Origin of the sequence: Fibrobacter sp. (assembly GCF_045601785.1) — a bacterium.
Taxonomy (GTDB): Bacteria; Fibrobacterota; Fibrobacteria; order Fibrobacterales; family Fibrobacteraceae; genus Fibrobacter.
In genome coordinates this window covers 14,031-37,001 of the sequence record NZ_JAZSAF010000048.1, presented here as the reverse complement: position 1 = coordinate 37,001, position 22,971 = coordinate 14,031, and the positions used below count along the sequence as shown (strand labels likewise).

General features: G+C 53.8%; 13 protein-coding genes and 1 pseudogene. 1 reads left to right on the top strand and 13 read right to left on the bottom strand.

Translation table 11 applies throughout. The annotated features are described in order from the left end of the window. Positions 1-78 precede the first annotated feature (78 nt). The 4 genes and pseudogenes from ACKI61_RS07255 to ACKI61_RS07240 all read right to left on the bottom strand — a co-directional run bounded on the left by ACKI61_RS07255 (position 79) and on the right by ACKI61_RS07240 (position 13,640). On the bottom strand, positions 79-1,425 hold the full coding sequence (locus ACKI61_RS07255; RefSeq protein WP_407457080.1) for a UDP-glucose dehydrogenase family protein: 1,347 nt from the start codon (positions 1,423-1,425) through the stop codon (positions 79-81). A 798-nt stretch (positions 1,426-2,223) separates the two neighbouring features. Continuing rightward, positions 2,224-3,678 (bottom strand): annotated as a pseudogene (locus tag ACKI61_RS07250) (SLC13 family permease); the annotation flags it as partial. Positions 3,679-3,948: 270 nt separating this feature from the next. Next, the gene (locus tag ACKI61_RS07245; RefSeq protein WP_407457079.1) at positions 3,949-8,565 is read right to left on the bottom strand and encodes a T9SS type A sorting domain-containing protein; all 4,617 of its coding nucleotides are present in this window, start codon (positions 8,563-8,565) and stop codon (positions 3,949-3,951) included. A gap of 128 nt (positions 8,566-8,693) precedes the next feature. Further along, a complete protein-coding gene (locus ACKI61_RS07240; protein WP_407457078.1) occupies positions 8,694-13,640 on the bottom strand; it encodes a T9SS type A sorting domain-containing protein in 4,947 nt (1,648 codons plus the stop codon). Positions 13,641-13,799: 159 nt separating this feature from the next. Here ACKI61_RS07240 and ACKI61_RS07235 point away from each other — a divergent pair, with 159 nt between their 5' ends. Further along, on the top strand, positions 13,800-14,597 hold the full coding sequence (locus tag ACKI61_RS07235) for a hypothetical protein (RefSeq protein ID WP_407457077.1): 798 nt from the start codon (positions 13,800-13,802) through the stop codon (positions 14,595-14,597). A 203-nt stretch (positions 14,598-14,800) separates the two neighbouring features. Here ACKI61_RS07235 and ACKI61_RS07230 read toward each other — a convergent pair whose 3' ends face one another. The 9 genes from ACKI61_RS07230 to ACKI61_RS07190 form a co-directional block, all read right to left on the bottom strand. Then, positions 14,801-16,600 (bottom strand): extracellular solute-binding protein, encoded by a 1,800-nt coding sequence (locus ACKI61_RS07230; protein WP_407457076.1) that lies wholly within the window; start codon positions 16,598-16,600, stop codon positions 14,801-14,803. A gap of 576 nt (positions 16,601-17,176) precedes the next feature. Beyond that, positions 17,177-17,560, bottom strand: a complete 384-nt coding sequence (locus tag ACKI61_RS07225) for a GIY-YIG nuclease family protein (RefSeq protein WP_407457075.1) — start codon at positions 17,558-17,560, stop codon at positions 17,177-17,179. Positions 17,561-17,906: 346 nt separating this feature from the next. Further along, positions 17,907-18,725 (bottom strand): ribonuclease III, encoded by an 819-nt coding sequence (rnc, locus tag ACKI61_RS07220; protein WP_407457074.1) that lies wholly within the window; start codon positions 18,723-18,725, stop codon positions 17,907-17,909. A gap of 178 nt (positions 18,726-18,903) precedes the next feature. Then, positions 18,904-19,143 (bottom strand): acyl carrier protein, encoded by a 240-nt coding sequence (acpP, locus tag ACKI61_RS07215; RefSeq protein ID WP_072800986.1) that lies wholly within the window; start codon positions 19,141-19,143, stop codon positions 18,904-18,906. Between the two features lie 51 nt (positions 19,144-19,194). After that, entirely contained in the window at positions 19,195-19,935 is a 741-nt protein-coding gene (gene fabG / locus ACKI61_RS07210; RefSeq protein ID WP_072800985.1) for a 3-oxoacyl-[acyl-carrier-protein] reductase, read from the bottom strand. A gap of 153 nt (positions 19,936-20,088) precedes the next feature. After that, the gene (fabD, locus tag ACKI61_RS07205; RefSeq protein WP_407457073.1) at positions 20,089-21,009 is read right to left on the bottom strand and encodes an ACP S-malonyltransferase; all 921 of its coding nucleotides are present in this window, start codon (positions 21,007-21,009) and stop codon (positions 20,089-20,091) included. A gap of 233 nt (positions 21,010-21,242) precedes the next feature. Continuing rightward, a complete protein-coding gene (gene plsX, locus ACKI61_RS07200; protein ID WP_073057008.1) occupies positions 21,243-22,226 on the bottom strand; it encodes a phosphate acyltransferase PlsX in 984 nt (327 codons plus the stop codon). Positions 22,227-22,257: 31 nt separating this feature from the next. After that, positions 22,258-22,446, bottom strand: coding sequence for a 50S ribosomal protein L32 (gene rpmF, locus ACKI61_RS07195; protein ID WP_072800982.1), 189 nt, complete (start codon positions 22,444-22,446; stop codon positions 22,258-22,260). A 2-nt stretch (positions 22,447-22,448) separates the two neighbouring features. Beyond that, the gene (locus ACKI61_RS07190) at positions 22,449-22,964 is read right to left on the bottom strand and encodes a YceD family protein (protein ID WP_407457072.1); all 516 of its coding nucleotides are present in this window, start codon (positions 22,962-22,964) and stop codon (positions 22,449-22,451) included. Between the last annotated feature and the right edge of the window lie 7 nt (positions 22,965-22,971).

Here is a 22,971-nt window from a genome sequence, read left to right as displayed (position 1 = left end):
TTTTTACTTTTATGTTTTAAACAAAAATCACCATCCCCGCACGAAGGCGGGGATGACAAGTGAATTCAGGCTGCAGGGCTAGCACCCGATGGCACTATATTCGAATCCGGCTTCGGCGAGTTCCTTCGCGTCGTAAATGTTGCGGCCGTCGATAATGAGCGCATTCTTCATGGACTTCTTCATCACGCCGAAACTCGGCATGCGGAACTGCTTCCATTCGGTCACAAGGAGGAGTGCGTCGGCATCGAGCAGGGCTTCGTACATGTCGTTGCAGTAAACGAGCTGCTTCGCGATTACATCCGCATCGGGGCGCGCCGCCATACGACGTTTACACTCGTTCATGGCGACCGGGTCGTACACGCGGACGATTGCACCTGCCTTGGTCAAGAGGTCAATCAGCACAAGGGCGGTCGCTTCACGCATGTCGTCGGTTTCCGGCTTGAAAGCGAGACCCCACATGGCAATGGTCTTGCCTTTGAGATTCGCCTCGCCGCCAAAGCGCTTGGCGAGCTTGTGGAAGAGCACTGTCTTCTGGTATTCGTTCACGTCTTCGACAGCCTTCAGCACGCCCATCTTGTAGCCGTTCTTCTCGGCGGTCTTGATGAGGGCCTTTACGTCCTTGGGGAAGCAGCTTCCACCGTAGCCGCAGCCCGGGTAAAGGAACTTGGAACCGATGCGGGTGTCGCTGCCGATGCCCTTGCGGACCATATTCACGTCGGCGCCCACGAGTTCGCAAAGGTTCGCGATGTCGTTCATAAAACTGATGCGGGTCGCGAGCATAGAATTCGCGGCGTACTTGATCATCTCGGCGCTCGGAATATCGGTGAAAATCACACGGAAGTTGTTGAGCATCATCGGGCGGTACAGGCGGGTCATGAGTTCCTTCGCTTGTTCGCTTTCCACGCCCACCACCACGCGGTCGGGCTTCATGAAGTCCGTGATAGCGGAACCTTCTTTCAAAAATTCCGGGTTGCTCGCCACGTCGAACGGGACCTTCACGCCGCGCTTGTCGAGCTCTTCCTGAATGGCCGCCTTGACCTTCTTGGCGGTGCCGACCGGGACGGTAGACTTGGTCACGAGAACGGTGTACTTCTTGATGTTCTGACCGAAGGTGCGTGCCACAGCAAGCACATACTGCAGGTCGGCGGAACCGTCTTCGTCCGGGGGCGTACCCACGGCGCTGAACACCATTTCGACATCGTCAAGGATGCTTGCAAGGTCCGTCGTGAACTTCAGGCGGCCTTCGCGCTGGTTCCTGAGCACCATCTCGTCGAGGCCCGGTTCGTAAATGGGGATTTCGCCCTTCTGGAGCGACTCGATCTTTGCCAGGTTCACATCAACGCAGGTGACGTTCACGCCCATCTCGGCAAAGCATGTTCCACTCACAAGTCCAACGTATCCGGTACCTACGATTGCAATGTTCATTTTTTGTCCCCACTGACAATTAGAACTTTAGGTTATGAGTCCGCCGCGACATCGCGCGGACCACAAATAAACTATTGCATATAAATTTAGAAAATTACGGAATTGTTACAAGGGGGCTATATGATATAAGGCGGGTGGCGCAGGTTTGAAGAGGGCGTGACAGACTAAAACCCCATTTCACGCCTTTTAGTCCGTAATTTTTTGTCATTTTCATGAAAAAAATGACTCAAAAACGCAATTTTGGGGTTGTTTGCGACGAAATCGGCCGCATTTTGGAGTTTTTTCTCTGTTTTTCGCCGTTTTTTACGGACTAAAAGCGCCCCCAACGGCACTTAGTCCGTAAGCACCCCCAAAAAACGACTACATACAAAGTAATTCAGCAAGAAATAGCCCCAAAAAGCAAGAAAAAGCCACCCGCACAGCGGGTGGTTAGCGTTATACAAAAAAGTCGCCCCGCATAGGGCGACTTTTGCAAAGGTTTCTTGCAGGGGCTAATCGAGGTTACTTAGCGACGCTATCGGCGGCAGCCGGGGCAGCAGCTTTCGGCGCTTCGGCGGGCTCAGCAGCCTTGTCTGCAGCGGGAGCGGCCGCTTCAGCGGGAGCGGCGACTTCAACCTTAGCAGCGGCGGCAGAGTCAACGGCGACTGCAGCGGCAGTGTCGGCAACAGTTGCAGCGGCGCTATCGGCAACGGCCGGAGCGGTTGCTTCAGCAGCAGGCGCTGCAGGGGCAACAACCTTTTCGACGGCGGCCGGTGCGGCAGGAGCAGCGTCGGCGGCCTTCGGAACCGGCGTACCGAAGAAGTTCACCTTGGCAAGGAAAATCATCATCACCCAGGAGAGGGCAAGGCCGGAAATACCCATCACGATACCGGTCTTCGCCATGCCGTTCGTGTCAGTGTAACCCGTAGCGTGGGCAAGTGCGTTAGGCGGAGTAGAAATCGGGAGGCTCATGCCCAAGGAACTTGCAAAGGCGACGGAAACAAGCAGAGCGGTCACGCCGCCGAGGCCAACGAGGTTGTCCTGGCAAGCAATGCCCACGGCGCAAAGGATCGGCACGAGCAAGGTTGCGGTAGAAGTATGGCTCATGAAGTTAGCCATGAACAAGCAGATGACACCGCAACCGATCATGAGGGCGAGCGGAGACCAGCTTGCAAACGGAATCGTCTTGATCAAGTGGGCGGCAAGGCCCGTTGCATTCAGGCCAACACCCAGGGCAAAACCACCAGCCACGAGCCAGAGCACGTCCCAGCTCATCGCGTTCAGGTCTTTCTTGGTAATCACGCCGGTCAAAGCAAACACGGCCATCGGGATCATAGCAATTGCGTTATCGTTAATGCCGTGGACACCCTTACCGGTCACCCACAGGAGCACGCACACGACAAAGGTAATGTACACGATAATGGCCTTGGGGCTGGTATCGAACTTGCCGGCACCTTCAATGTTCAAAACCATTTCCTTCATCTTGATCGGGTAGATTTTGAGGAGCAAGAGCCAAGCAATCACCATCAAAACAATCACGTACGGAATACCGAAGGCCATCCACTGACCGAAGCTCACCGGGTTTGCAATCAGGTCGCCACGGGCAATGGCGTCGTTCAGGGCACCGAGAGCAATGGCGTTCGGGGGAGTGCCGATCGGGGTACCCATACCGCCGATGTTTGCACCGAGCGGAATGGCAAGGGCAAAGGCAGCCTTACCGCGGTCGTCTTCGTCGAAGAGCTTGAGCACCGGGGCCAGAATGGCAAGCATCATAGCGGCGGTGGCGGTGTTGCTCATGAACATGGAGAACACGGCGGTAATAAGCATAAGGCCAAGGAGCACGAACTTCGGGTTCTTGCCGAAGGGCTTCAGGAGCACGCGGGCGAGGTTCAAGTCCATCTTGTACTTGGTGGCTGCAGCAGCGAGGAAGAAGCCGCCCAAGAAGAGCATGATGATGGGGTTTGCAAACGTCGCCATAATGGACTTATGGCTGATCATGGTCACGCCGTCTACGCGGAAAGGCGTCAGGGCGGAGTCGGACATCGTCACGATCATGAGCACGATGACAAGCATCGAGGTCGACCAGATCGGGAACGGTTGCAGGATCCAGAAGAGGGCCGCCATCACGAAAACGCCAATAACGCGGATTTCGAGCGGATTCAGGATTCCCATGGGGCTTGCGGCATCGAATCCGAGGGATTCGTAGGGCAAGAAGAGGGCGACGATGGCGAGCACCGACGCGATGATGAACTTGATGAATTTTGCCTTTGTCATAGTGCGGCCAAATTTAGAAAAAAGCCGCCCTTATGGCAAGATTACAGGAATACTACAAGGCAAGGGGGGATGAGTCCCCCTAACTGCAGCCCCTACTCGAGCCTGCTCCGCACGCGAGCAAATTACGGCCTTCGGCCTTTACTGCTCGCTTTGCGGCCAGTCTCTCATGGGTCTTCCGTTACCCCTCGCCTAAGGGTGGACAGCACTTAGCACTTTTAGTGCTTAGTGCGCATGGCCACCAGGGTGGGGTTCCACCCTTAAGATCCCGTTTTATCGTTGAATTGCCACTTTACGGACGGCGTGGTTACCCGCGACGGTCACGCGGAGCAGGTAAAGGCCCGATTTCGGGGCTTTAAGTGCGAGCGTGTTGCGGCCTGCGGCCGATTTTCCACGGGCAGAGGCCAAAACCTTGCCGCTTACGCCCACGAGCTGCACCTGGTAGCTAGCGCCGGCCAGGGATTCGTCAACATCGAAGCCTACCTGGAGGGCGCCCGGAACGCGCTCATAGCGCAGGTTTTCGACCTTGGCCGCCACAGTGTGGACAGCGGCGGCGGTCACGCGGACGGTCGCCGTTGTGCCCGCGGCCTTGAGCATCACCTTCAGGGAGTCGCCGGCGGGGACTTCGGCCGTTTCCCCATCGATAGCCACATAGACCTTCAGCCCCATCTGGTTCAGCGCCTTGACTCCGTCAAAGCGCAGGTAGCCCACGCGGTCGCTCGACGCACTCATGGCAAGCTCCCATTCGTAGCGAGCCTCGTCCTGAGCCTTAACACTCTTCACGGACTTCGAAAGGGCGCGCTTCCCACTCATAATGGACAGGTTCACCAGGTCGCCCATGCCCATGGGCGGCTCCAAGCGCTCCTTCGCGGTACCTACGCCAAGCACATTCCAAGAATCCCTGTGTCCACGGGTATCTGAAAGCGACACCTGCAAGCTCCAATTTTCGCGGTTCTGCAGCTTCGCCTTGGCATCATGTTTCACATCCAGCGGGTCAAACTGCGGGGCCGCGTCAAGGCGCACCGTTCCCCCAGTTTCAGAATACAGCCAAACAGCTTCGTACGGTCCGAGTACAGACACGGAATCGTACCCGGCGCGGTCGGCGTACCACTTGCTCATATCAAGGGTATCCTGGAGCACCGAGATGTCCCAACCGTAGGGGTTCGCGACCATGTTCCAGCCGCTGTCAAGTTCCCATACGACTTCCTTACCCGACCTCAGAGAATCGCCACGGAGCAGAAGCGGGCGGTCTTCCAAGGAACTGTACCAGAATCCCTGCTGCGGGTCCGCTTCGCCACCAACATACTTCTGGTACTTCCAGAACTCGCCAAAGCTCGCCGTTTCGTCCCAGCGGTAGAACACCGGGTCGTCATCCCACACAATGGAATCGATTGCCACATCAGAAAGTGAAAGCATCTGCCAACCGTTGGCGGCAATTTCACTACCCACCGTAAACGCCGTATCGAAAGGTATCGTATCCTTCTTGTCGAAAAGCATCACACGTGCCACATAGCTGCCGGACTGAAGCGGGTACTCCGTCCAAGTCTTGCGGTAGGGCGTTTCCTTGATTTTCTTTGCAAGTTCATACTCGTCCAGCACGACTCCCTGGGCATCCATCAGCACCACCTTCAGCTGTGCCGCGCGGTCCACCTTGAACTTGTTCGTCTCCACAATAAAGCGCACCGCATTTCCCGACTGTGCAAAGTCGTGGCGCACGAGCCTCAAGGAGTCTTCAACCACCTTCGTGGAATCGCCATCGCCAGGAGTCTTATCTGGATCCTTTTCGTCCTTGGCTTCAGAGAAATACGCCGTCAGGGTCACATTGATCAAGCCGTCCGGCAACGTATCGCCTTCTTGCAACACATACCTTTCAACTGAACCATCATTTATACTGTTCGACATATGCTGCGGATCAACATCCTTCATCACTTTGACAATCACCAGCGAATCCAGCGCATAGCCCGAATCGGGTTCAGCAAGCAACCGCATCGCAACCCCTTCAGGATTGTCCCACGGCAAGAGCATCGTGGAATCCTTGGCAAATCGGTGCGTATACATCTTCGTCCCGTCGCGGTATTCGTCCACGGCAATCGTTCCGTTTTCAAATTCCCCTAGGCGCACCCTGACATAATTTCCAAGGCAGGTTTCCGCATCCTTCCACACCGCATACAAAGTCTTTTCGGCATTGATGTCGGGGTATAAGAAACTACCCGGATCTTTCACATGGTACTTATAATCGTTAGTATCGGCATTAAAGGCCCAGCCCATCACGCAGGCTTCAGCCGTATAAATTTGAGACGGCAGAAACACGGGTCTGTTGCCATTCGGCACCACAAGGCTATCGGGCACTTCGGAGTCCACGCCGTAGAATACTTCCGTCGCCGTCGTATTCACATCGAGGTGTACATTCTCGTACGGGATTTCCGCAGCACGTAAATAGGCATCATGCATCGTGGAGAAATTGTAGAGATCCACATCATTCCCTTCCGACAAGTCCGGTCCAGCTGCAGCATTTTCTTCAAACAATCCGTGAACGACACTCAGACCATACACCTGTTTTACATGTTCACGTTCAAGCATAAGGTATCTATCCGTATAATAGGTAAGGTACGAACCTTTTTCCGATTCATACAAATACTTTTTCACGGATTTTTTGTCGGCATCGGTTAACTTGTCATAAATATCATCAAGCACTATCGTAACCTTGTACACCGTCCTATTGGTCGAAACCTTCGGCAACGAGTCCGGCTCATTTTCCCAGCAGACCGTACCATTTACACCACATTCTCCGCCACTTGAAGAGGCTGTATTCAGCACATAAGTAAACAGGCGTGTCTTCATCTCTTCACCATCGATCACGCCATCGTACAGCCATTTTTTTTCGTTTTCTACATAAATGGCACCCGAGCCACCTACATCCAGCGTCCCTTCGGCATCAAGGCTCGCCGACTTCGTTTTAACGGCATTGCGGTAATTGTTCCAGATTCGGTAATAATCGACAGCCTGGGTTTTCCACAAATCCGGCGTAACCGGGTCGCCATTTACTAAACCAAGCCAACCAACGGCCAACCCAGCATTTTCATCACTAAAGCCATAATGGTAATTGTCCTCGACATTCATTTGGGCAGATGATGGCGCCCGAATTTCACCAACTTCATAACCGACATGGAAAAAGTCACTATCCGTACCGGCAGTCTCATTTGCGATGGGGACAGACAAGTCACCTATAGAAGTATTGTAACGCACATACAGATTCAAGCAGTACGCTATACCCGCCATCGCACCGACTCCACTCATCGTTTTCACCGTCGATGCTGCAATTTTGATATTGCCTTCGGCATGGTTTCCTCGAAGTTCTACAGTATAATTTGGATTGTCAACACGGCCCACAACATAGGCTGCATGGACATTGTACATCTTAGAAGCCGTTGCCGTAATCACATTTGGATTCTTTCCCGGATTCACCGGTTTGACAGTCGAATTGCGAATGGCAAAAGTGCTATTAGTGGCGTTGACCAAGGCATAGCCCACAATTCCACCCACGGCAAGTGCCGTGTCAGACGAACTGATATCCACCGCGACATCATTTTCATTTATAGTGAAATCCGCAACAGCGTCTTCGCCACCACCCAGTCCCGTATAGACACCAACCACACCGCCAAGACGAGAACCTACAGAGCCCTCCGTCTTTGTATTCTTGATGGTGGTCTCAACCTTGTTTTTCGAAAGCTGTACACTACCATTTCTCCAGGACAAAGCTCCGACAAGTCCACCCAGGTAACGATTTTGGTTTGCTCCGCTGTAGTCTCCCGACTTGAAAGTCACATCTGCATTCGCCACTTCAAAAATGGACCCTTGGGTAATGCTATACGGTGATACTGAGCCAATCAACCCGCCTACCGAGGAACCGGTCAATTCCGCAGATACGGTACAGCCTTCAAGAGAAAAACTCGTCGAGCCATCCATACTTACGCTTGCTAAGCCGATAATTCCTCCGACATAGGACGCGCCGATATAACTTGCATTATTTCTCTGCATGATTTTTGCAACGGAATCCGGAACGACCAGTTTCGACACCGAGACATTGGAAATGTTTGTTTGTCCATACAAATTGGCGACCACGCCGCCTCTGTAAGAAACTTTGTCGTAAAAATGCCACACCTGCGGACCAGCGCTTTCTTCATTCAGGGCCAAAAGAACATCGTCCACCCGTACATCCGAGAGCCTTGAATTACCATTCGCAGCATACGCTACAGCGGCGCTATTCCAGCCGTACACCTTGGATTTTGAAACGGACACGTTTTCAAACGAAGTATTTTCGGCTTCATTCACGACTACCGCCGCATTAAGAGCCATTTGGGGATCGTCCATTTTCGCTACGACATAGGCGTTTTCAAAATTTAGATTCTTTATAGTAGCGGCCTTCAATGTTCCAAAGAAAGAAGCATGAGCTCCCTCAGCGATATAGCAGAAGTTCTTAATGGTATGGTCATCACCATCAACAACAAAAGGCCTATTACTATTATTCGAATTATCAATCGAAACGAGATCTATCGGAGTAAACGGCTCTTCGCACGCGACTTTCTTTTTTGAATAGCCACCCAAATCGATGTCGGTATCGAACTTAACGCGAATCGACCAGGTGTTCGGATCACTCTCGGAAGCCCCAACATAGCTCATGAACCCGGACGCAAAATCGTTCCAGGTCGAACTAACCGTATAGCCGTCGGTCGATTCACCCTGTGCAAACTGCTTTATGGAGCAGTCAAGGGTGTAGTCATTATAATCCATCGGGGCTTCGCACCTATACCCGATAGGTTTAATTTCGGCTAAAACAGTCCCGGCCAAAAGTAGGACCGCCGCAATAAGAATTTCAGTTGTTCTCTTCATATACACCATTCCACTTTACAAGTAAATAATAATATTTTACAAGGTAAAGCAGACGTTTACATCAAAAAAAGGCGGAAACTGGGTCCGCCTTTTGACATCCGTCACACATTCACGCTATGAAGTGTGCGCTACTTCACAAGTACCTTGCCAGTCATGTTCTGAGCGCCCACCTTGATTTTCACAAAATAGACTCCCGACTTCGGAGCAGCCGTCACAAATGCGTTCGTACCGGCCGTCGCATTAAAGCGTCCAGAAGCCACCTGCTTGCCATCGATGCCAACAACGGCGTAGCTTGCGTTTGCACCCGCCACAGATTCAGGGGCGTCGAAGCTCACCTGCATCTGGTCGCCCAGCTGCGTAGAACGCAATCCGCGAATCTTATTCGATGCAACCACTGCATTCGATGCGGCCACGCGGACATCTACGCTTTTTACCGACTTTGCAAGAGCCACGCGGACAGGCGATTCGCTGGTGACCTCGGTCGTGTTGCCGTCTACAGTCACGAACAGCCTGAGCCCAAGCTTCAAGAGCTCGGAGACCCCTTCGAAGCTAAGCTTACCGTCGCGGGCGCTGCTTGCAGAAACTTCGAGCGACCAGCTGTATTCATCGGCAATCGCCTTAATGCTCTTTGCAAGGGAGGCACCCTTCTTGCCGCCTACGCCTTCTTCGCGGATAGCAAGCGACACCCTGTTGCCCATGCCTGCAGGAGGTTCTTCGAGGCGTTCCTCGTCGCCTGCACCAAGCACGTTCCAGGAATCCTGCCTGCCGTATTCGTCAGCAAGGACTGCCACCAAGGAGAAGCTACCCGGAGCATTTCCCACCTTACGCAGGGCGGACTTCTTCAATGCCTTTGCACCGGAGGTACTCTCGGTAATTCCAAAGTACGGTGCCGCAGAAACGCGCCATGTCGTCGCATGTGTCGCCTTTACCCAAACCGCCTCGTAGGGGCCTATGACCGTCGGGGTTACATAATCTGCAACGTTTGGATCCCAGCGCCAAAAGACCACCTTGCTCCCGTCATCGGTTTTACCCTTCGTCAAGTCCACATACCATCCGTAGGGGTTTGCCATCAGGTTCCAGCCGCTGTACAGGCTGTCGAGTTCCCAGACGATTTCGGAATCCTTGCTACCGGTCGCTTCGCGCAGCACCAGGGGTTTGCCCGCTTTCGTGCCGTACCAGAATCCGCGGGTGGAATCTACGTCGCCGCCGGTAAAGGCGCGGTACTGCCAGTAGTCGCCAATCGGGTTCTGCTCGTCCCACCAGTAGAAGCTAGCATCTTCGTCGCGCATCACTGAGCTGTTCGCGAGTGCCGCAAGCGAGACCATCTGCCAGCTTTCGGCGCGGACTTCAATTTCGGAATTAACCTCGAAGCTGTCCTTGTACACGACCGGTTTGTGCTCATGGTCGTCCAGCGAAAGCTCCACGGAGAACTTGCCCATCGGAGCCGGCACCATTTCCCACACGCCACCCTTCACGACCGACGCAGAAATCGTGTCATCGGCAATCGTCCCATACTCACCGATAACTTTCACATAGGCGTTCGTCGCAGAGGTCACATTTTCTGCCTTGAACGTGAGCTGCACCGCATGTCCGGACTGCTCAATCTTGGGGGCAGAAACCAGCTTGAGTTCACCTTCGCTAGAGGAACTTTCAGCAGGCTGTTCGCTAGACGAACTTTCCTCGGCACTGCTCGAAGAACTCGATTCCGCATCGGAACTCGACGGGGTTTCGGAACTGCTGGATACATTTTCCGGAGTCGACGAACTCGAGGCGATTTCGGAACTGGACGATTCCGGGATGCGTTCGTAGCGTGCCATGACTTCGGTATTCTTGGTAATGACATCGAAGTTGCGGTCCCATTCCACAAACACATAGCCTTCGCGTTCAGGAGCCTTGGGCGCCACCGCGGCGGCACCGTATTCCACCCATACCGTATCACCGATCATTTCCTCTGCGTTTTTCCAGAAGGTTACCGCGTACTTGACCTTCACGGAATCAAATACCGCCGTATAGACCGCGTCGCCGTTGACAGGCACGACAGCAGGTTTCCAGCCGACGAATTCATAGACATATTCAGCCGTAGCCGGGCGGGTAACGCCAGTCAATTCAGGCGGCATCACGCCATAGGCAATGGAATACGCAAACTCGTCGTCGAGGTTCTTAAACACGATGTTATACTTTATCGCCTCGTAGACGGCATTGATCTTCAGGTTCTTCTTGACTTCGAGATACGAAGAGTCGCTCCAGCCCACAAAATTATAACCTGTCCGTTCCGGAACCTCGGGGGGTGTCACGTTTGTCGCATATTGGATGACAAGGGAGTCTCCCAGGCGCTTTCCATCGAAGTCGAAGAACTCGACACCATAGTAGTTGATGTCATAGATAGCCTTCACCGTCAAGTCCGATGTAATCTTGTTGAACGGCTTGTCCCATTCGTCGTTGAACGTGTAGCCTTCGTAGACAGGCATATCCCTTTTCTGGGGAGCGGTTGCCGCCGAATTTTCCTTAACCGTCTGCAGGTCAACCGTCTTTCCCATCATGTCGACGAAGGTCACCACGAAGGTCGTCGCATCGGGTTCTATAGGCTTGTTGATCAATTCGTCGGCAAAAATCGGCAAGTCGCTGTTTTCATCTTTCTTGTAGCTCCAGCCTTCTACGAGGGGAAGCACTTCCTTGTTCAAGAATCCGGCAAACTTGGAAGTCTGCATCGTTTCCGCCACCTCGGTGCCATTCTGGTTTACCGAAAGGGTCTTCGTTTCACCGTTCCTGACAACATAATGGATATTGTCATTGGAAGCCCAGGCCGCCGTAAGGTCCATCCCGTTGCTTATCATGCCGAACGGTGCTACATCCAAGTCATTTTCACCATAGTGATAGTTCGACAGTATATTGAAATCACCATTCCACATGGCGCTTCCCAGAAGGTAGCCCACCTTTTTCTGCTTGGCCGTTGCAGAAACCGCGATATCCCCCACTACGAAGGATGTCTTCAGGGTAAAGACCTTCTCGACCGAATGGGTCGAACCGACAAGGCCACCAACCAGAAGGCTGTCGCCAGAATACTTGCCGGTCACCTTGATGTCGCCTGTCATGCCGACTCGTTCTATGACGGTAATTTCGTTGCAGACACCACACAAGCCGCCTATTTTAGCGGTCTGAAGAGTTGTTGCGGTAGTGGAACCTTCAACAGCCTTGTAGGTAATCAAGTCGTCGCTATTCACAAGGACATTCTTGAAATGCACGGACTTTCCACCATAGGCCTGCGGGAATCCGCCAACAATGCCACCGACGGCGGAACAGTTCAAGCTATCTTCGACATCGATCTTTCCACCGTAGCTCAGGTTCGACAAGATGTCGGTCTTGATGGTTGCCACCTGAAGGAATCCGATCAAGCCGCCCACGTAGAGACTGTCCCTCGATTCGGAGCCGTTTTCGGGCCTATTCGCATCGACAGCGGTCTTGACATGACTCTTGATGTCGACGGTAGACGATACATTCACAAAGCCCATGTTCTTTGCCTGCGCCAAGCAGACTCGCCCCGCGACGCCGCCTAGATAAGCCTGCGCATGGAGCCCTTCGACAGCCTTACCCGATGCGGACAATCCAATGGAACCCGTCGATGTCACATCCGTGATGCTGAAGAAGTCCTTGTCGTTGTCGCTGCCGCTACCGCAAGAACTGCCGTAGCCCAGGATACCGCCTGCATAATAGCTGTAGAGGCCCGCTACCTTCAGGGAATCCTTCATGTCCACATTGGCAGAACTGTTCATGATTTTCACGGACATTCCCGCCACTGCAGAATCGAGGCCAATAAGGCCACCCACGGCAATGACATTGGGCGACGAAGCATCGTAGATTTGTCCATCGAACTGGCTCTGCATCAGCGTGAAGTCCCCTGCCTTCGGAGAACCGTTTTCACTGTAGACAACCACCGCGCCAAAGAGGCCGCCCATCGACGAGCCGCCCGAAATCCTAGAAGGAATCGTTTCTTCGGCTTTGACCTTCGTATAGACGAACAAGCTGGTATCGGATTCACCGGTCGTGCTGAAAAGCCCCGCAATGCCACCCAATGCAGACTTGTGTCCGTATGCAAAATCGTGGATTTCGACCTTCACGGAATCGTGCCTAAAAGTCGGATCTTCGTGTTCGGAACGGTAGGCCACACCCACGATGCCTCCCAGGAACACCTTGTGATCGGAAACGGAATCCATCACGGAAGAACCGGCATAGCCCTCGGTAATCGTCACCTTGTTCGTGATATAGATGTCGTCGTTTCCGGTAATGTTCGAAATTGTCGAGTTTTTCACAAAGCCCGCGAGGCCACCCGCAAACGGAGCCTGGATGGAATCGTTTGCAAGTTCAATATTTTGAACGGTCGCAAGGCTCACCATACCCACCAGGGCGCCCACCGGGTAATAATCCTTGCCATCGCCACTTTCACCATCGATGTAGATGCGCACCCCGTTCATCTTGATGTTTTCTATGGTGATATTGGCGACCTTTTCGAAAAGGGCCACCGGCTTTGTCATGGAAGAGGCGGCATAGCAGAGGTGCTTCACCGTAAACCCGTTGCCGCTGAACGACGTGGAATCCATCATCGGGAGCGGTTCATGGTTCACGTCGCAAGAACCCGCCTCGGTCTCGGCCGAGTACTCACCCAAATCGATATCGGAGCCCAATTCCAGCGGGACACCTTTCATTTCCTTGTTGTCTACCCATGACTTCTTGAGCAACTCATGGAGCTTTTTTGGGGTATCTTCTACAGAGGAGACGCACTTTCCGGAGGGCGTGAACGAAGTCATTCCACCACCCCACATGCCGATGTTCCAACCCGAGGTATAGCCGACATCGCCCTTTCCGTTGCTGGTATAATCCACATTATTGAATGTCAGTTTCCACGCGGTATCGGAACAGGGAACATTGCTCTGGCTCAAGACCATTGTCGTCAAAGACTGGTTAAAACCGCCATTTTGAACGACCGTTATCAGGTTATAATATCCGCTGCCATTGACGGCAAAAGCCATGCTGCTAAGCAGTAGCACAGCAAACAAGCACAAACCTAATTTTGCCTTCATAAAACCCTCTAATCGTTCACCTTCTAAAGATATGTAAATTTTTCAAAAAAAGACATCCGGGGCATCAAAAAGTGTTGTCACTGTGATGTGGAACAACACGGGGATAGGCAAAAATGGGTAAATTTGCTAAATTTGGCGAAAAACCCAAAGGAGTCTGGAATGTTTAAGAAAATCGCACTCGCCGCAGCGCTCACCGCTAGCGCTGCATTTGCCACCTGGGACTACTATCCGGTTCTCGAAGCCGGCAAGGGTTCTGCCAAAGGTGAACTTTACTACGACTGGGACGATGATTGGTCCCAGGCCGGCCTCAAGGTGGGCGCCCGCTACAGCATTATTCCGAAGCTTGAAATTTCCTTACAGAGCTGGGGTTTCCAGTTCTGGGGCGAAACGGACTGCAGCGGCTGCGTGAACGGCGGCGATGGCCTTCGCGACCTGGTCCTTGGCGGCCGCTACGAAGTCGCTCCCATGATCACCGCATTCCTCGACTTAAACCTGCCTATCGGTAACGACGACAACGAAGGCTATACGGTCACGCCTCCTTCTAACGGCGAACTCGCCCTTTACTTTGGTGCCCAGTTCAGCATGCCCGTCACCGAAGTTCCGGGGCTCAAGTTCGGTACCGAAGCCGGCCTCGACTGGGGCTTTGAGCACAAGAACCAAGAACGCGGCCTTGACCTGCACCTGGGTGGCGAAATCGGCTACACCGTTCCCAACGTGGGCGTCACTCCGTTTGCCGGACTGCAAATCAAGTACCGCCTTACCGAAAGCACCCACGATGACGGCAAGAAGGAAATCGGAGACGACGACGACGGTCACAAGCAGATTAACATCTGGCTCGGTGCAGACTACTTCGTGATTCCGAACCAGCTCGATATCTGGGGCAAGCTGATTGTCCGCAGTGGTAAAATCGGCGGCGACGCAACTGGCCTCAGCGTCGGTGCCGAATTCTTCTTCTAAAGAGGTATCGGGTCGCCTTGCGTAAGCAAGGCTTTGAGGTCGCGCAGAGCGCTCTGAGCATTGAGCAGAGCATTCTCAGATGAGACCGAAAATGCTTAAAAGAGAGGCGTGCTGATTTTCAGCACGCTCTTTTTTTCTCAAAGCAAAGCGACCTCAAAGGGACTTTGTCCCGCGCTCACACCTCAAAGGCGCATTGCGCCGACCTACTTGATATCATATTCCGGAACCGGCAGGTTCTCCCCCGCCTTCATGGCCTTGTCGAGGGCCGCGGACTTCGTGGGGTCGAGCCACCAGTAGACAGGAATGGCGTCCTCGCGGTTGAAGCGGTCCAGCACACCAGCAGGAGTGCCGTAGCGGTTCCAGTAGAGAATGCGGTGGTGGTCGCACTGCCACATGAGCACGTAGGGCACGATTTCTGCGAGGCGGTTATCGAGCGCCTTCAGGATTTCGTTCCGCTTGGCTAAATCGAATTCCGTCTTCTGCAAGTTGATTAAGCTATCGACCACCTTGTCTTGCACGCCAGCCAAGTTGTTCGTGCCCTTCTGGAGAGCGGTCGCAGAATGCCAGCTCGCTTCCGGGTCACGGAGGCGGCCCGCCCCCCAGTTCACCCAGTAAAGGTCGAAGTCGGCATCGTCCAGACGCTTGCGGAGCGTGCTCTGGCTCATCTGCTCGATGGTCGCCACGACGCCCACCTTCTTCAGGTCTTCCTGGAACAGCGTGAGGTGGCGCAAGTCTTCTTGGCTGGTAATGAAGTTGATGGCAAAGGGCTTCCCGTCTTTTTCCAGCACGCCCTGGCCGTTCACCTTGTAGCCCGCCTCGGCAAAGAGCGCACGGGCGCTATCCGGATTGAACGTGTAGAGCGGCGCCGTCGGGTTCTTGTTGCCTTCCCACAAGTCGGGGTAGTAGCTGTTCAAGAGGAAGTACTGGCCGAACATGTACTTCTCGTTCATCGTCTCGCGGTTCAAGAGCATGCTAAGTGCGCGGCGAACGCGAACGTCCTGGAACTGCGGCTTGCGCAAGTTGATGGCCATGCCCTGGAATCCAATGGGCTCCTTGTTGAAAATGCGCTGCTTTACCGCCCAGCCCTTCTTCACAGCATCAAAGTCGGTCTGCTTCATCCAGATGCTGCTGGTGTAGATGGCGTAGGCGTTGAAATCCTGCTTCTTGAAGGCTTCGAGGGCCTTCGTCTGGTCGTTCATGAAGCGGTAGCGGATTTTCTGGAAGTTGTACTTGCCGCGGTTCCAGTTCTTCTTGAAGCCCCACCAGTCGGCGCGGCGAACGAGGTCCACGTAGCGGTCTTCGCGGAAGGTCTTGATGATGTAGGGACCAGAGACCACCGGAAATTCATAGCGAATCTGGTTGAAGTCCTTACCTGCCCAAGCGTGCTTCGGGAACGCGAGCATGCCCGCCGCCTCCCAGAAGTTACCCCAGTGGCTCTCCTTCGCGGTCATCTTGATGGTAAGGCTGTCCACGACTTCGGGGCGGTCAAAGCGGCTGAGCCCCACCTTGAAAATCGGCGTGAGGTTTTTCTCGTCCATGATGACGTCGTAGTAGAACTGCACGTCTTCGGCGGTAATCGCCTTGCCGTCGCTCCACTTGGCGCGGCTGTCTACGTGGAAGGTGAACGTCTTGCCGTCTTCGGACACGTTCCAGCTGTCGGCAAGGATTCCCACTTCGCGGTCCTCGGTGGAGTGCAGACTCACGAGAGGCTCGAACATCATGCCCATGAGTTCGGCGGAGAAGCTGTTGTAGTCTTCCCACATGTTGAATGACTTCGGCATCGCGGAACCCCACAAGGTAATCGTTCCGCAGGGGCGTGCGTCCTTCGAGGCTATGGGGTCGAACTCACCCGTGGCTTCGGGGTCTTGCGGGAGTTCGGGGCAGTTCAACTCGGCACTTTTAGAGGCTGTGCCCTTGGATGCGCCGGACTCGTTACAAGCTGTAAATAGAAACGCGGATGCAACAAGAACCGCGCAAGAAACTTTAACAGAGAAATCTTTCATACGGAACAATATAGATAAATTGTTCAGAAAGATTGTCTTCCCGAGCTTGTCCCGGGAACAACGGTCCCTTTTGCAGGCTCAATGTAATTCCTATTGCTGCGGGAAAAAAATGGTGATGCCGGGACAAGCCCGGCATGACAGCTGCGGGAAATGGTTAGCTATGGCAGAACAAGGTCTATATCGACGAAGCTATCGGCGGATTTTGTCTTCCCGGGTTTATCCCGGGAACAACGGTCCCTTTTGCGGACTTAAAAAATGGTGATGCCGGGACATACCCGGCATGACAGCTGCGAGAAGTGTGGTGATGCCGGGACATGCCCGGCATGACAGTCGCAGAGAACAATCGGCTACGGCGGGACAAGGTCTATATCGACGGAACTGCGGATGGATTTTGTCTTCCCGGGCTTGTCCCGGGAACAACGGTCCCTTTTGCAGGCTCATTGTAATTCCTATTGCTGCGGGAAAAAATGGTGATGCCAGGACATGCCCGGCATGACAGCTGCGAGAAGTGTGGTGATGCCGGGACAAGCCCGGCATGACAGCTGCGGGAAATGGTTAGCTATGGCAGAACAAGGTCTATATCGACGAAGCTGTCGGCGGATTTTGTCTTCCCGGGCTTGTCCCGGGAACAACGGTCCCTTTTGCGGATTCGATGACTTCTTTAGTTATTCCTATAGATGCGGACAAGTCATTCCACTCAGGATTCTTTGACATCACAAGGTTACACTTCCAAACCCGTGGATACCTTTTCAGTTGTTTTTCTCTTTTTATAGCGTCTTCAATATTAAAAAACAACTCATAATACACAAGCTTCGATACATTGTATTTACTCGTAAAACCTTTATTCCTATGAACCTTATGCTCTACAACCCTTCGAGCTAAGTCATTTGTTACACCTGTGTAGAATACGGAGTTGTCACTCGTTGTTAGCAGATAAACATAGTAGTTGTAGGATTGCATAGGAAGAATGTACAAAAAATGGTGATGCCGGGACATGCCCGGCATGACAGCTGCGAGAAATGGTTAGCTATGGCAGATCAAGGTCTATATCGACGAAGCTGTCGGCGGATTTTGTCTTCCCGGGTTTATCCCGGGAACAACTATCCTCTTTGCGGACTTAAAAAAAGGTGATGCCGGGACAAGCCCGGCATGACAGCTGCGGGGAAAAAAAAATGGTGATGCCGGGACATGCCCGGCATGACAGCTGCGAGAAGTGTGGTGATGCCGGGACATGCCCGGCATGACAGCTGCGAGAAGTGTGGTGATGCCGGGACATGCCCGGCATGACAGCCGCAGAGAACAACGGCTACGGCAAACCGACGTGGCGCTGCTTCTGCTTTTTGGGCTTGGGTTCTTCCGGGCCTTTTTCAGCTTCGGCCTTGGCGGCTTCGGCTAAAAGCATTTCAAGCGACACGCGAGAAGCCTCCTGTTCGGCCTTCTTCTTGTTGCCGCCCTGACCGCGACCGTACACGCGACCGTCCACGTGGACTTCGACGGTAAACACCTTCTGGTGTTCTGGGCCCGATTCATCGACCACCACATATTCCGGAACCGTGCGGAGCTTACCCTGCAGGTATTCCAAAAGCTCACTCTTGTGGTTGATAAAGTCTTCGGCAGAAATAATCTCCTGCACCCGCGGAAAATGGAACTTATTCAAGATGGCGCGGACCTCGTCGAGGCCGCCATCCAGGTAGACCGCGCCAAGAACCGCTTCGTAGGCGTCAGCCAGAATGCTTTCTTTGCCGCGGCCGCCGAGTTTTTCTTCGGCTTTGCCTACCTTCACGTATTCGCTCAGGCTCCATTCCTTGGACGACTGTGCGCAGGCATGTCCCGAAACAATCGCGCTCTTGCGCTTGGAAAGTTCGCCCTCGGGGTCGTCGGGGTAAGTCTTGTAAAGGAATTCGGTGGTGAGCATGTTCAGCACGGAATCGCCCAAAAATTCCAGGCGTTCGTTGTTGCTCTCGTAGGGCATGTCCGTGCCCGTCAAGAATGAACGGTGCACCAGCGCATGCGCCAACAGTTCGGGGTCCTTGAACCGGTACCCGAGCTTCGCCTCAAGCCCGCCGTCGGACTTCTGGCGAAACCAGAGTTTAAGCACTTTGTGGAGTAGAGTGTTCTTTTCCATGTATAATATAGCTGTGAGCTATGAGGGCGGCGCTACGCGCCTCTGAGGTAAGAGGATATCTACAAACCCCAAAGCGAAGCGACCTCAAAGCGAGTTTACGAGCGGCCTCATCGCTCAAAAAGAAAAGGGCAACCCGAGCCGGGTCACCCATTCCAGTTTCGTCTTCGAAGCGAGCTAATTAAGCCTTCTTAGCTTCGATGAAGGCAACCACGTCGGCAACCTTGGCAAACTTTTCGGCGTCGGAGTCGAGGATTTCGACTTCGAATTCGTCTTCGAGGGCCATCACGAGTTCCACGCGGTCGAGGGAGTCGGCACCGAGGTCGTTACCGAATTCGGATTCCGGCTTGACATCTTCAGCCTTAACGCCGAGCTTGTCAACGATAACAGCGGTGACCTTCTTGAAAATTTCTTCGTTCATTGTAATCTCCATTTGGATTGATTGTTTGAGTTCAAATTTAGTAAAAAATGCCTAGGCGTTCAACCCACCATCGACGCCAAGAATCTGGCCGGTGATGTAGCAGGCGTCGTCGGACGCCAAAAATGCGGCAGCGTTAGCAATATCTTCGGGTTTTCCGATGCGGCCGAGCGGAATCTGGGCGGCATACTTTTCCTTGGTGGCCTCATCCATGGCGGCGGTCATGTCGGTACCGATAAAACCGGGGGCAATGGCGTTCACGGTAATGCCGCGAGAGGCAAATTCCATGGCGTTGGAGCGGGTCATACCGATAATGCCTGCCTTGGCGGCGGCGTAGTTGGCCTGACCGGCCTGGCCGTGCAGGGCGTTAATGCTCGAAATGTTGATAATGCGGCCGGTACGCTTGCCCATCATGGTGCGGGCGACAGCGCGGGTGCAAAGGAACACGGAACGCAGGTTCGTGGCGATCACGGCGTCGAAGTCTTCGTCCTTCATGCGCATCAACAGGCCATCGCGGGTAATGCCGGCGTTGTTCACCAGAATGTCGACCGTGCCCATGTCAGCAATGATCTGCTTGAACACGTTCTGCACCGTTTCGGAGTCGGCCACGTTGCAAGCATAGCTCTTGACCTGCACCCCAAGTTCGGCGGAAAGTTTGGCGGCCAATTCTTCCTTGACCGAGGTGGAAAGGATGGCGACGTCAGCGCCTTCGCTGGCGAGCTTGGTTGCAATGGCGAGACCGATACCGCGGGAAGCGCCAGTCACAATTGCCTTTTTACCAGTAAGTTTACCCATAGTAGATCCTGTGGTTTGTAGTTAATAGCTTTGAGGTCGTGCTTCGCACTTTGAGGTATGAGGTCGGGGCTACGCCCCTTTGAGCTTTTTATAATCGCGCCTCCGGCGCCTTACTTTAGCTCAGAGCGAAGCGACCTCATCGCTCACTGCTCATTACCCCCTCAATGCCTGGAAAGCCTCGATGGTTTCGACCGGAGTGACCTTCACGTCGCGGCTGATCTTGCGCATGAGGCCCATAAGCACCTTGCCGGAACCCACTTCGACCCCCTGCGTCACGCCCAGGGACATGGCCTTGTTCATGCAATCATTCCAGCGGACCGGAGACACCAGTTGGCGCACCAGGAGGTCGGCAATTTCGGAGCCCTTGGTGACCGGTTCGGCAATCACATTGGCAATGACCGGCTTTTCGACATCGTTGAACTTGGTCTTGGCGATTGCTTCGGCAAGGCCTGCCTGAGCGAACTGCATGAGCGGGCTGTGGAAGGCGCCAGACACGGCGAGCGGAATGGCCTTGATGCCTGCGGCAGCGCAGTTTTCGACCAGCTTGTTCACGCCGGCGACCGCACCGGACACCACGATCTGGCCCGGGCAGTTGATGTTGGCCGGAACCACGACACCTTCGGCCTTCACGGCTTCGCAAAGTTCAAGAATCTTGGCTTCGTCCTGGCCCATGATAGCGGCCATGGCACCCGGATTCTTGGAACCGGCAGATGCCATGAGTTCACCACGGGTACGCACCAAACGGAGGCCTTCTTCGAAGCTGAAGCCGCCGGCAGCGTAAATGGCGGAGTATTCACCGAGGGAGTGGCCCGCCACGTAGTCAAAAGCAAAACCTTCGGACTTGAGGAGTTCCATCACCATGGCAGACACGGTAAACAAAGCCGGCTGCGTGTTGTCGGTGCTCTTCAGAACGTCTTCGGGACCTTCGGCCATGAGCTTGGAAAGCGAAAAACCGAGAATTTCGTCGGCCTGCATCATGAGCTTCTTGGCCGGTTCAAAAGTAGAAGCGAGGGTCTGGCCCATGCCCACGTACTGGGCACCCTGGCCGGGGAAAAGCAAAATCGTCTTAGACATTATATACATACCTCTGCGGCTAGACCGCACTTTTATTGTTTCGCGCTACAATTTAGAAAATAAGGGCCGGCGTCATCGGATTGCCTGCCCCTGTATACAAGAAATTGTAAATGAAAGATTTTCAACGCGTTTTTGTAAGGTCAATTCAAAGACGCCCCTGTTATAAAAGCAAAATAAAAAAGGACGGAACCTGCAAACCGCAGGCTCCGCCTTAAATTTCGCACAAATTAGCGTTACTTTGCTTCGGAGGAATCGTCCTTGATTGCGAGCAGGCGTTCGTTCACATTCTTGGACACACCCTTTTCGGCGTACTTGGCAGCCACTTCCACAGCCTTTTCGATAGCGAGAGCATCGGAACGACCGTGAGCGATAATGCCCGTGCCGTTCAAGCCGAGGAGAAGAGCGCCACCCGTCATGCGGTAGTCCCACATTTCGTCGAAGCGGCGGCCGTTCGGGGTATCGATAACACCGAACATCTTCTTGTGCAGTTCGTAGAAGCCTTCGAGCATCTTCAGAACCACGTTACCCGTAAAGCCAGAAGTCACGACCACGTCGGCGACACCTTCGATAAGGGTTTCGCCTTCGATGTTACCGATAAAGTTTACCGGAGCGGACTTCAGAAGCTGGTGAGCTTCCTGCAGTACAGCCGGGCCCTTGTGTTCTTCTTCGCCCATATTGAGGAGGCCAACCTTCGGGTTTTCGTAACCGAAGTAGGTCTCGGCGAAAGCGGAACCTGCAATGGCGAAATCCACCAGGGTAGCAGCGCGTTCGTCGACGTTTGCACCGGCATCGACCAGAATGATCGGGCGGTCGGCGGTCGGAATCACGCAGCCGATAGGCGGACGGCTGAATTTGTCTGTAGTACGGCCCAAGAGCATAAGGCAGCTGGCCATCATGGCGCCGGAGTTACCGGCACTCACGGAGGCATCTACCATACCCTTCTTCTGCAAGGCGACGCAGGTCACCAAGCCAGAATGGGGCTTCGTCTTGAGAACCTGTACAGGGTGTTCGTCCATGGCCACAGGGTCCGGTGCATCGACCACGGAAATGCCTTTGCCAGCATAGCCAAGCTTTTCAAGCTTAGCCTTGACCTCGGCCTCCGGTCCGCACAGAACCACATGCAGGTTTTCGTTCTTGTTGACGGCGTTAACCGCACCTTCAATTACTACGTCTGGGGCGAAATCGCCACCGAGAGCATCAAGAGCAACTTTAACCATGGACATCTCCTTACAACAGTAGAACCGTTAATTAGGCTTCGGCATCCTTCATGTTGATCACTTCGACACCATTGTAGTAGCCGCAAACCGGGCACACGCGGTGCGGGCGCTTCACGGAACCGCAATGATCGCAGGTAGCCATAGCGGGCACTTCCATCTTCCAGTGGGTGCGACGCTTGTCACGACGGGCGGTCGAGGTTTTTCTTTTAGGTACTGCCATTTTTAACTCCTATTTTCCATTTTGCTCTTAAGAGCCTTGAGTTTGTCCCAACGAGGGTCGGTTTGGGGCACCTCGTCGGCGGGTTTGTTTGATACAAAGATAAAATCTTCGTCAGGATTTTTCACGGGCGCTTGCGGTTCCTGTAGAATAACCAGCTGTCGGATGCACTCGGAAAGGTCCACGAAGCTCTGCCCCAGGGGAATTCGGTAGGCGAAAACGTCTACATCGTCTTCATCGAGTTCCTGTTGCGAAACCCCGGTGCGGGTCACTTCCGCCACGATTTCGGTCGAAAACGGGCGGTCGAACGGTTCCAGGGTACGGGAGCAGGTCAGAGTTTGCACTCCGGAGATCGATCCTGTCACAAGACACTTGCTTTCGCCTTCGGGGCTTACCAACACCTCGGCTACCAGGTCGCCCTTGAGGTGCAGTTCGTCGAAGATCTCGGGGGCATCGGAGCGGGACCAGACCACCCGGCGGTCTTCGGAATCAGTAAGTTTTTGTGCGATATCTAATCTCAAAGTAGCC

Excerpts from the sequence above, each read along its gene's own strand:
- ACKI61_RS07255 (WP_407457080.1), bottom strand. The coding sequence starts at position 1,425 with ATGAACATTGCAATCGTAGGTACCGGATACGTTGGACTTGTGAGTGGA.
- ACKI61_RS07245 (WP_407457079.1), bottom strand. The coding sequence starts at position 8,565 with ATGAAGAGAACAACTGAAATTCTTATTGCGGCGGTCCTACTTTTGGCC.
- ACKI61_RS07240 (WP_407457078.1), bottom strand. The coding sequence starts at position 13,640 with ATGAAGGCAAAATTAGGTTTGTGCTTGTTTGCTGTGCTACTGCTTAGC.
- ACKI61_RS07235 (WP_407457077.1), top strand. The coding sequence starts at position 13,800 with ATGTTTAAGAAAATCGCACTCGCCGCAGCGCTCACCGCTAGCGCTGCA.
- ACKI61_RS07230 (WP_407457076.1), bottom strand. The coding sequence starts at position 16,600 with ATGAAAGATTTCTCTGTTAAAGTTTCTTGCGCGGTTCTTGTTGCATCC.
- ACKI61_RS07225 (WP_407457075.1), bottom strand. The coding sequence starts at position 17,560 with ATGCAATCCTACAACTACTATGTTTATCTGCTAACAACGAGTGACAAC.
- rnc (WP_407457074.1), bottom strand. The coding sequence starts at position 18,725 with ATGGAAAAGAACACTCTACTCCACAAAGTGCTTAAACTCTGGTTTCGC.
- acpP (WP_072800986.1), bottom strand. The coding sequence starts at position 19,143 with ATGAACGAAGAAATTTTCAAGAAGGTCACCGCTGTTATCGTTGACAAG.
- fabG (WP_072800985.1), bottom strand. The coding sequence starts at position 19,935 with ATGGGTAAACTTACTGGTAAAAAGGCAATTGTGACTGGCGCTTCCCGC.
- fabD (WP_407457073.1), bottom strand. The coding sequence starts at position 21,009 with ATGTCTAAGACGATTTTGCTTTTCCCCGGCCAGGGTGCCCAGTACGTG.
- plsX (WP_073057008.1), bottom strand. The coding sequence starts at position 22,226 with ATGGTTAAAGTTGCTCTTGATGCTCTCGGTGGCGATTTCGCCCCAGAC.
- rpmF (WP_072800982.1), bottom strand. The coding sequence starts at position 22,446 with ATGGCAGTACCTAAAAGAAAAACCTCGACCGCCCGTCGTGACAAGCGT.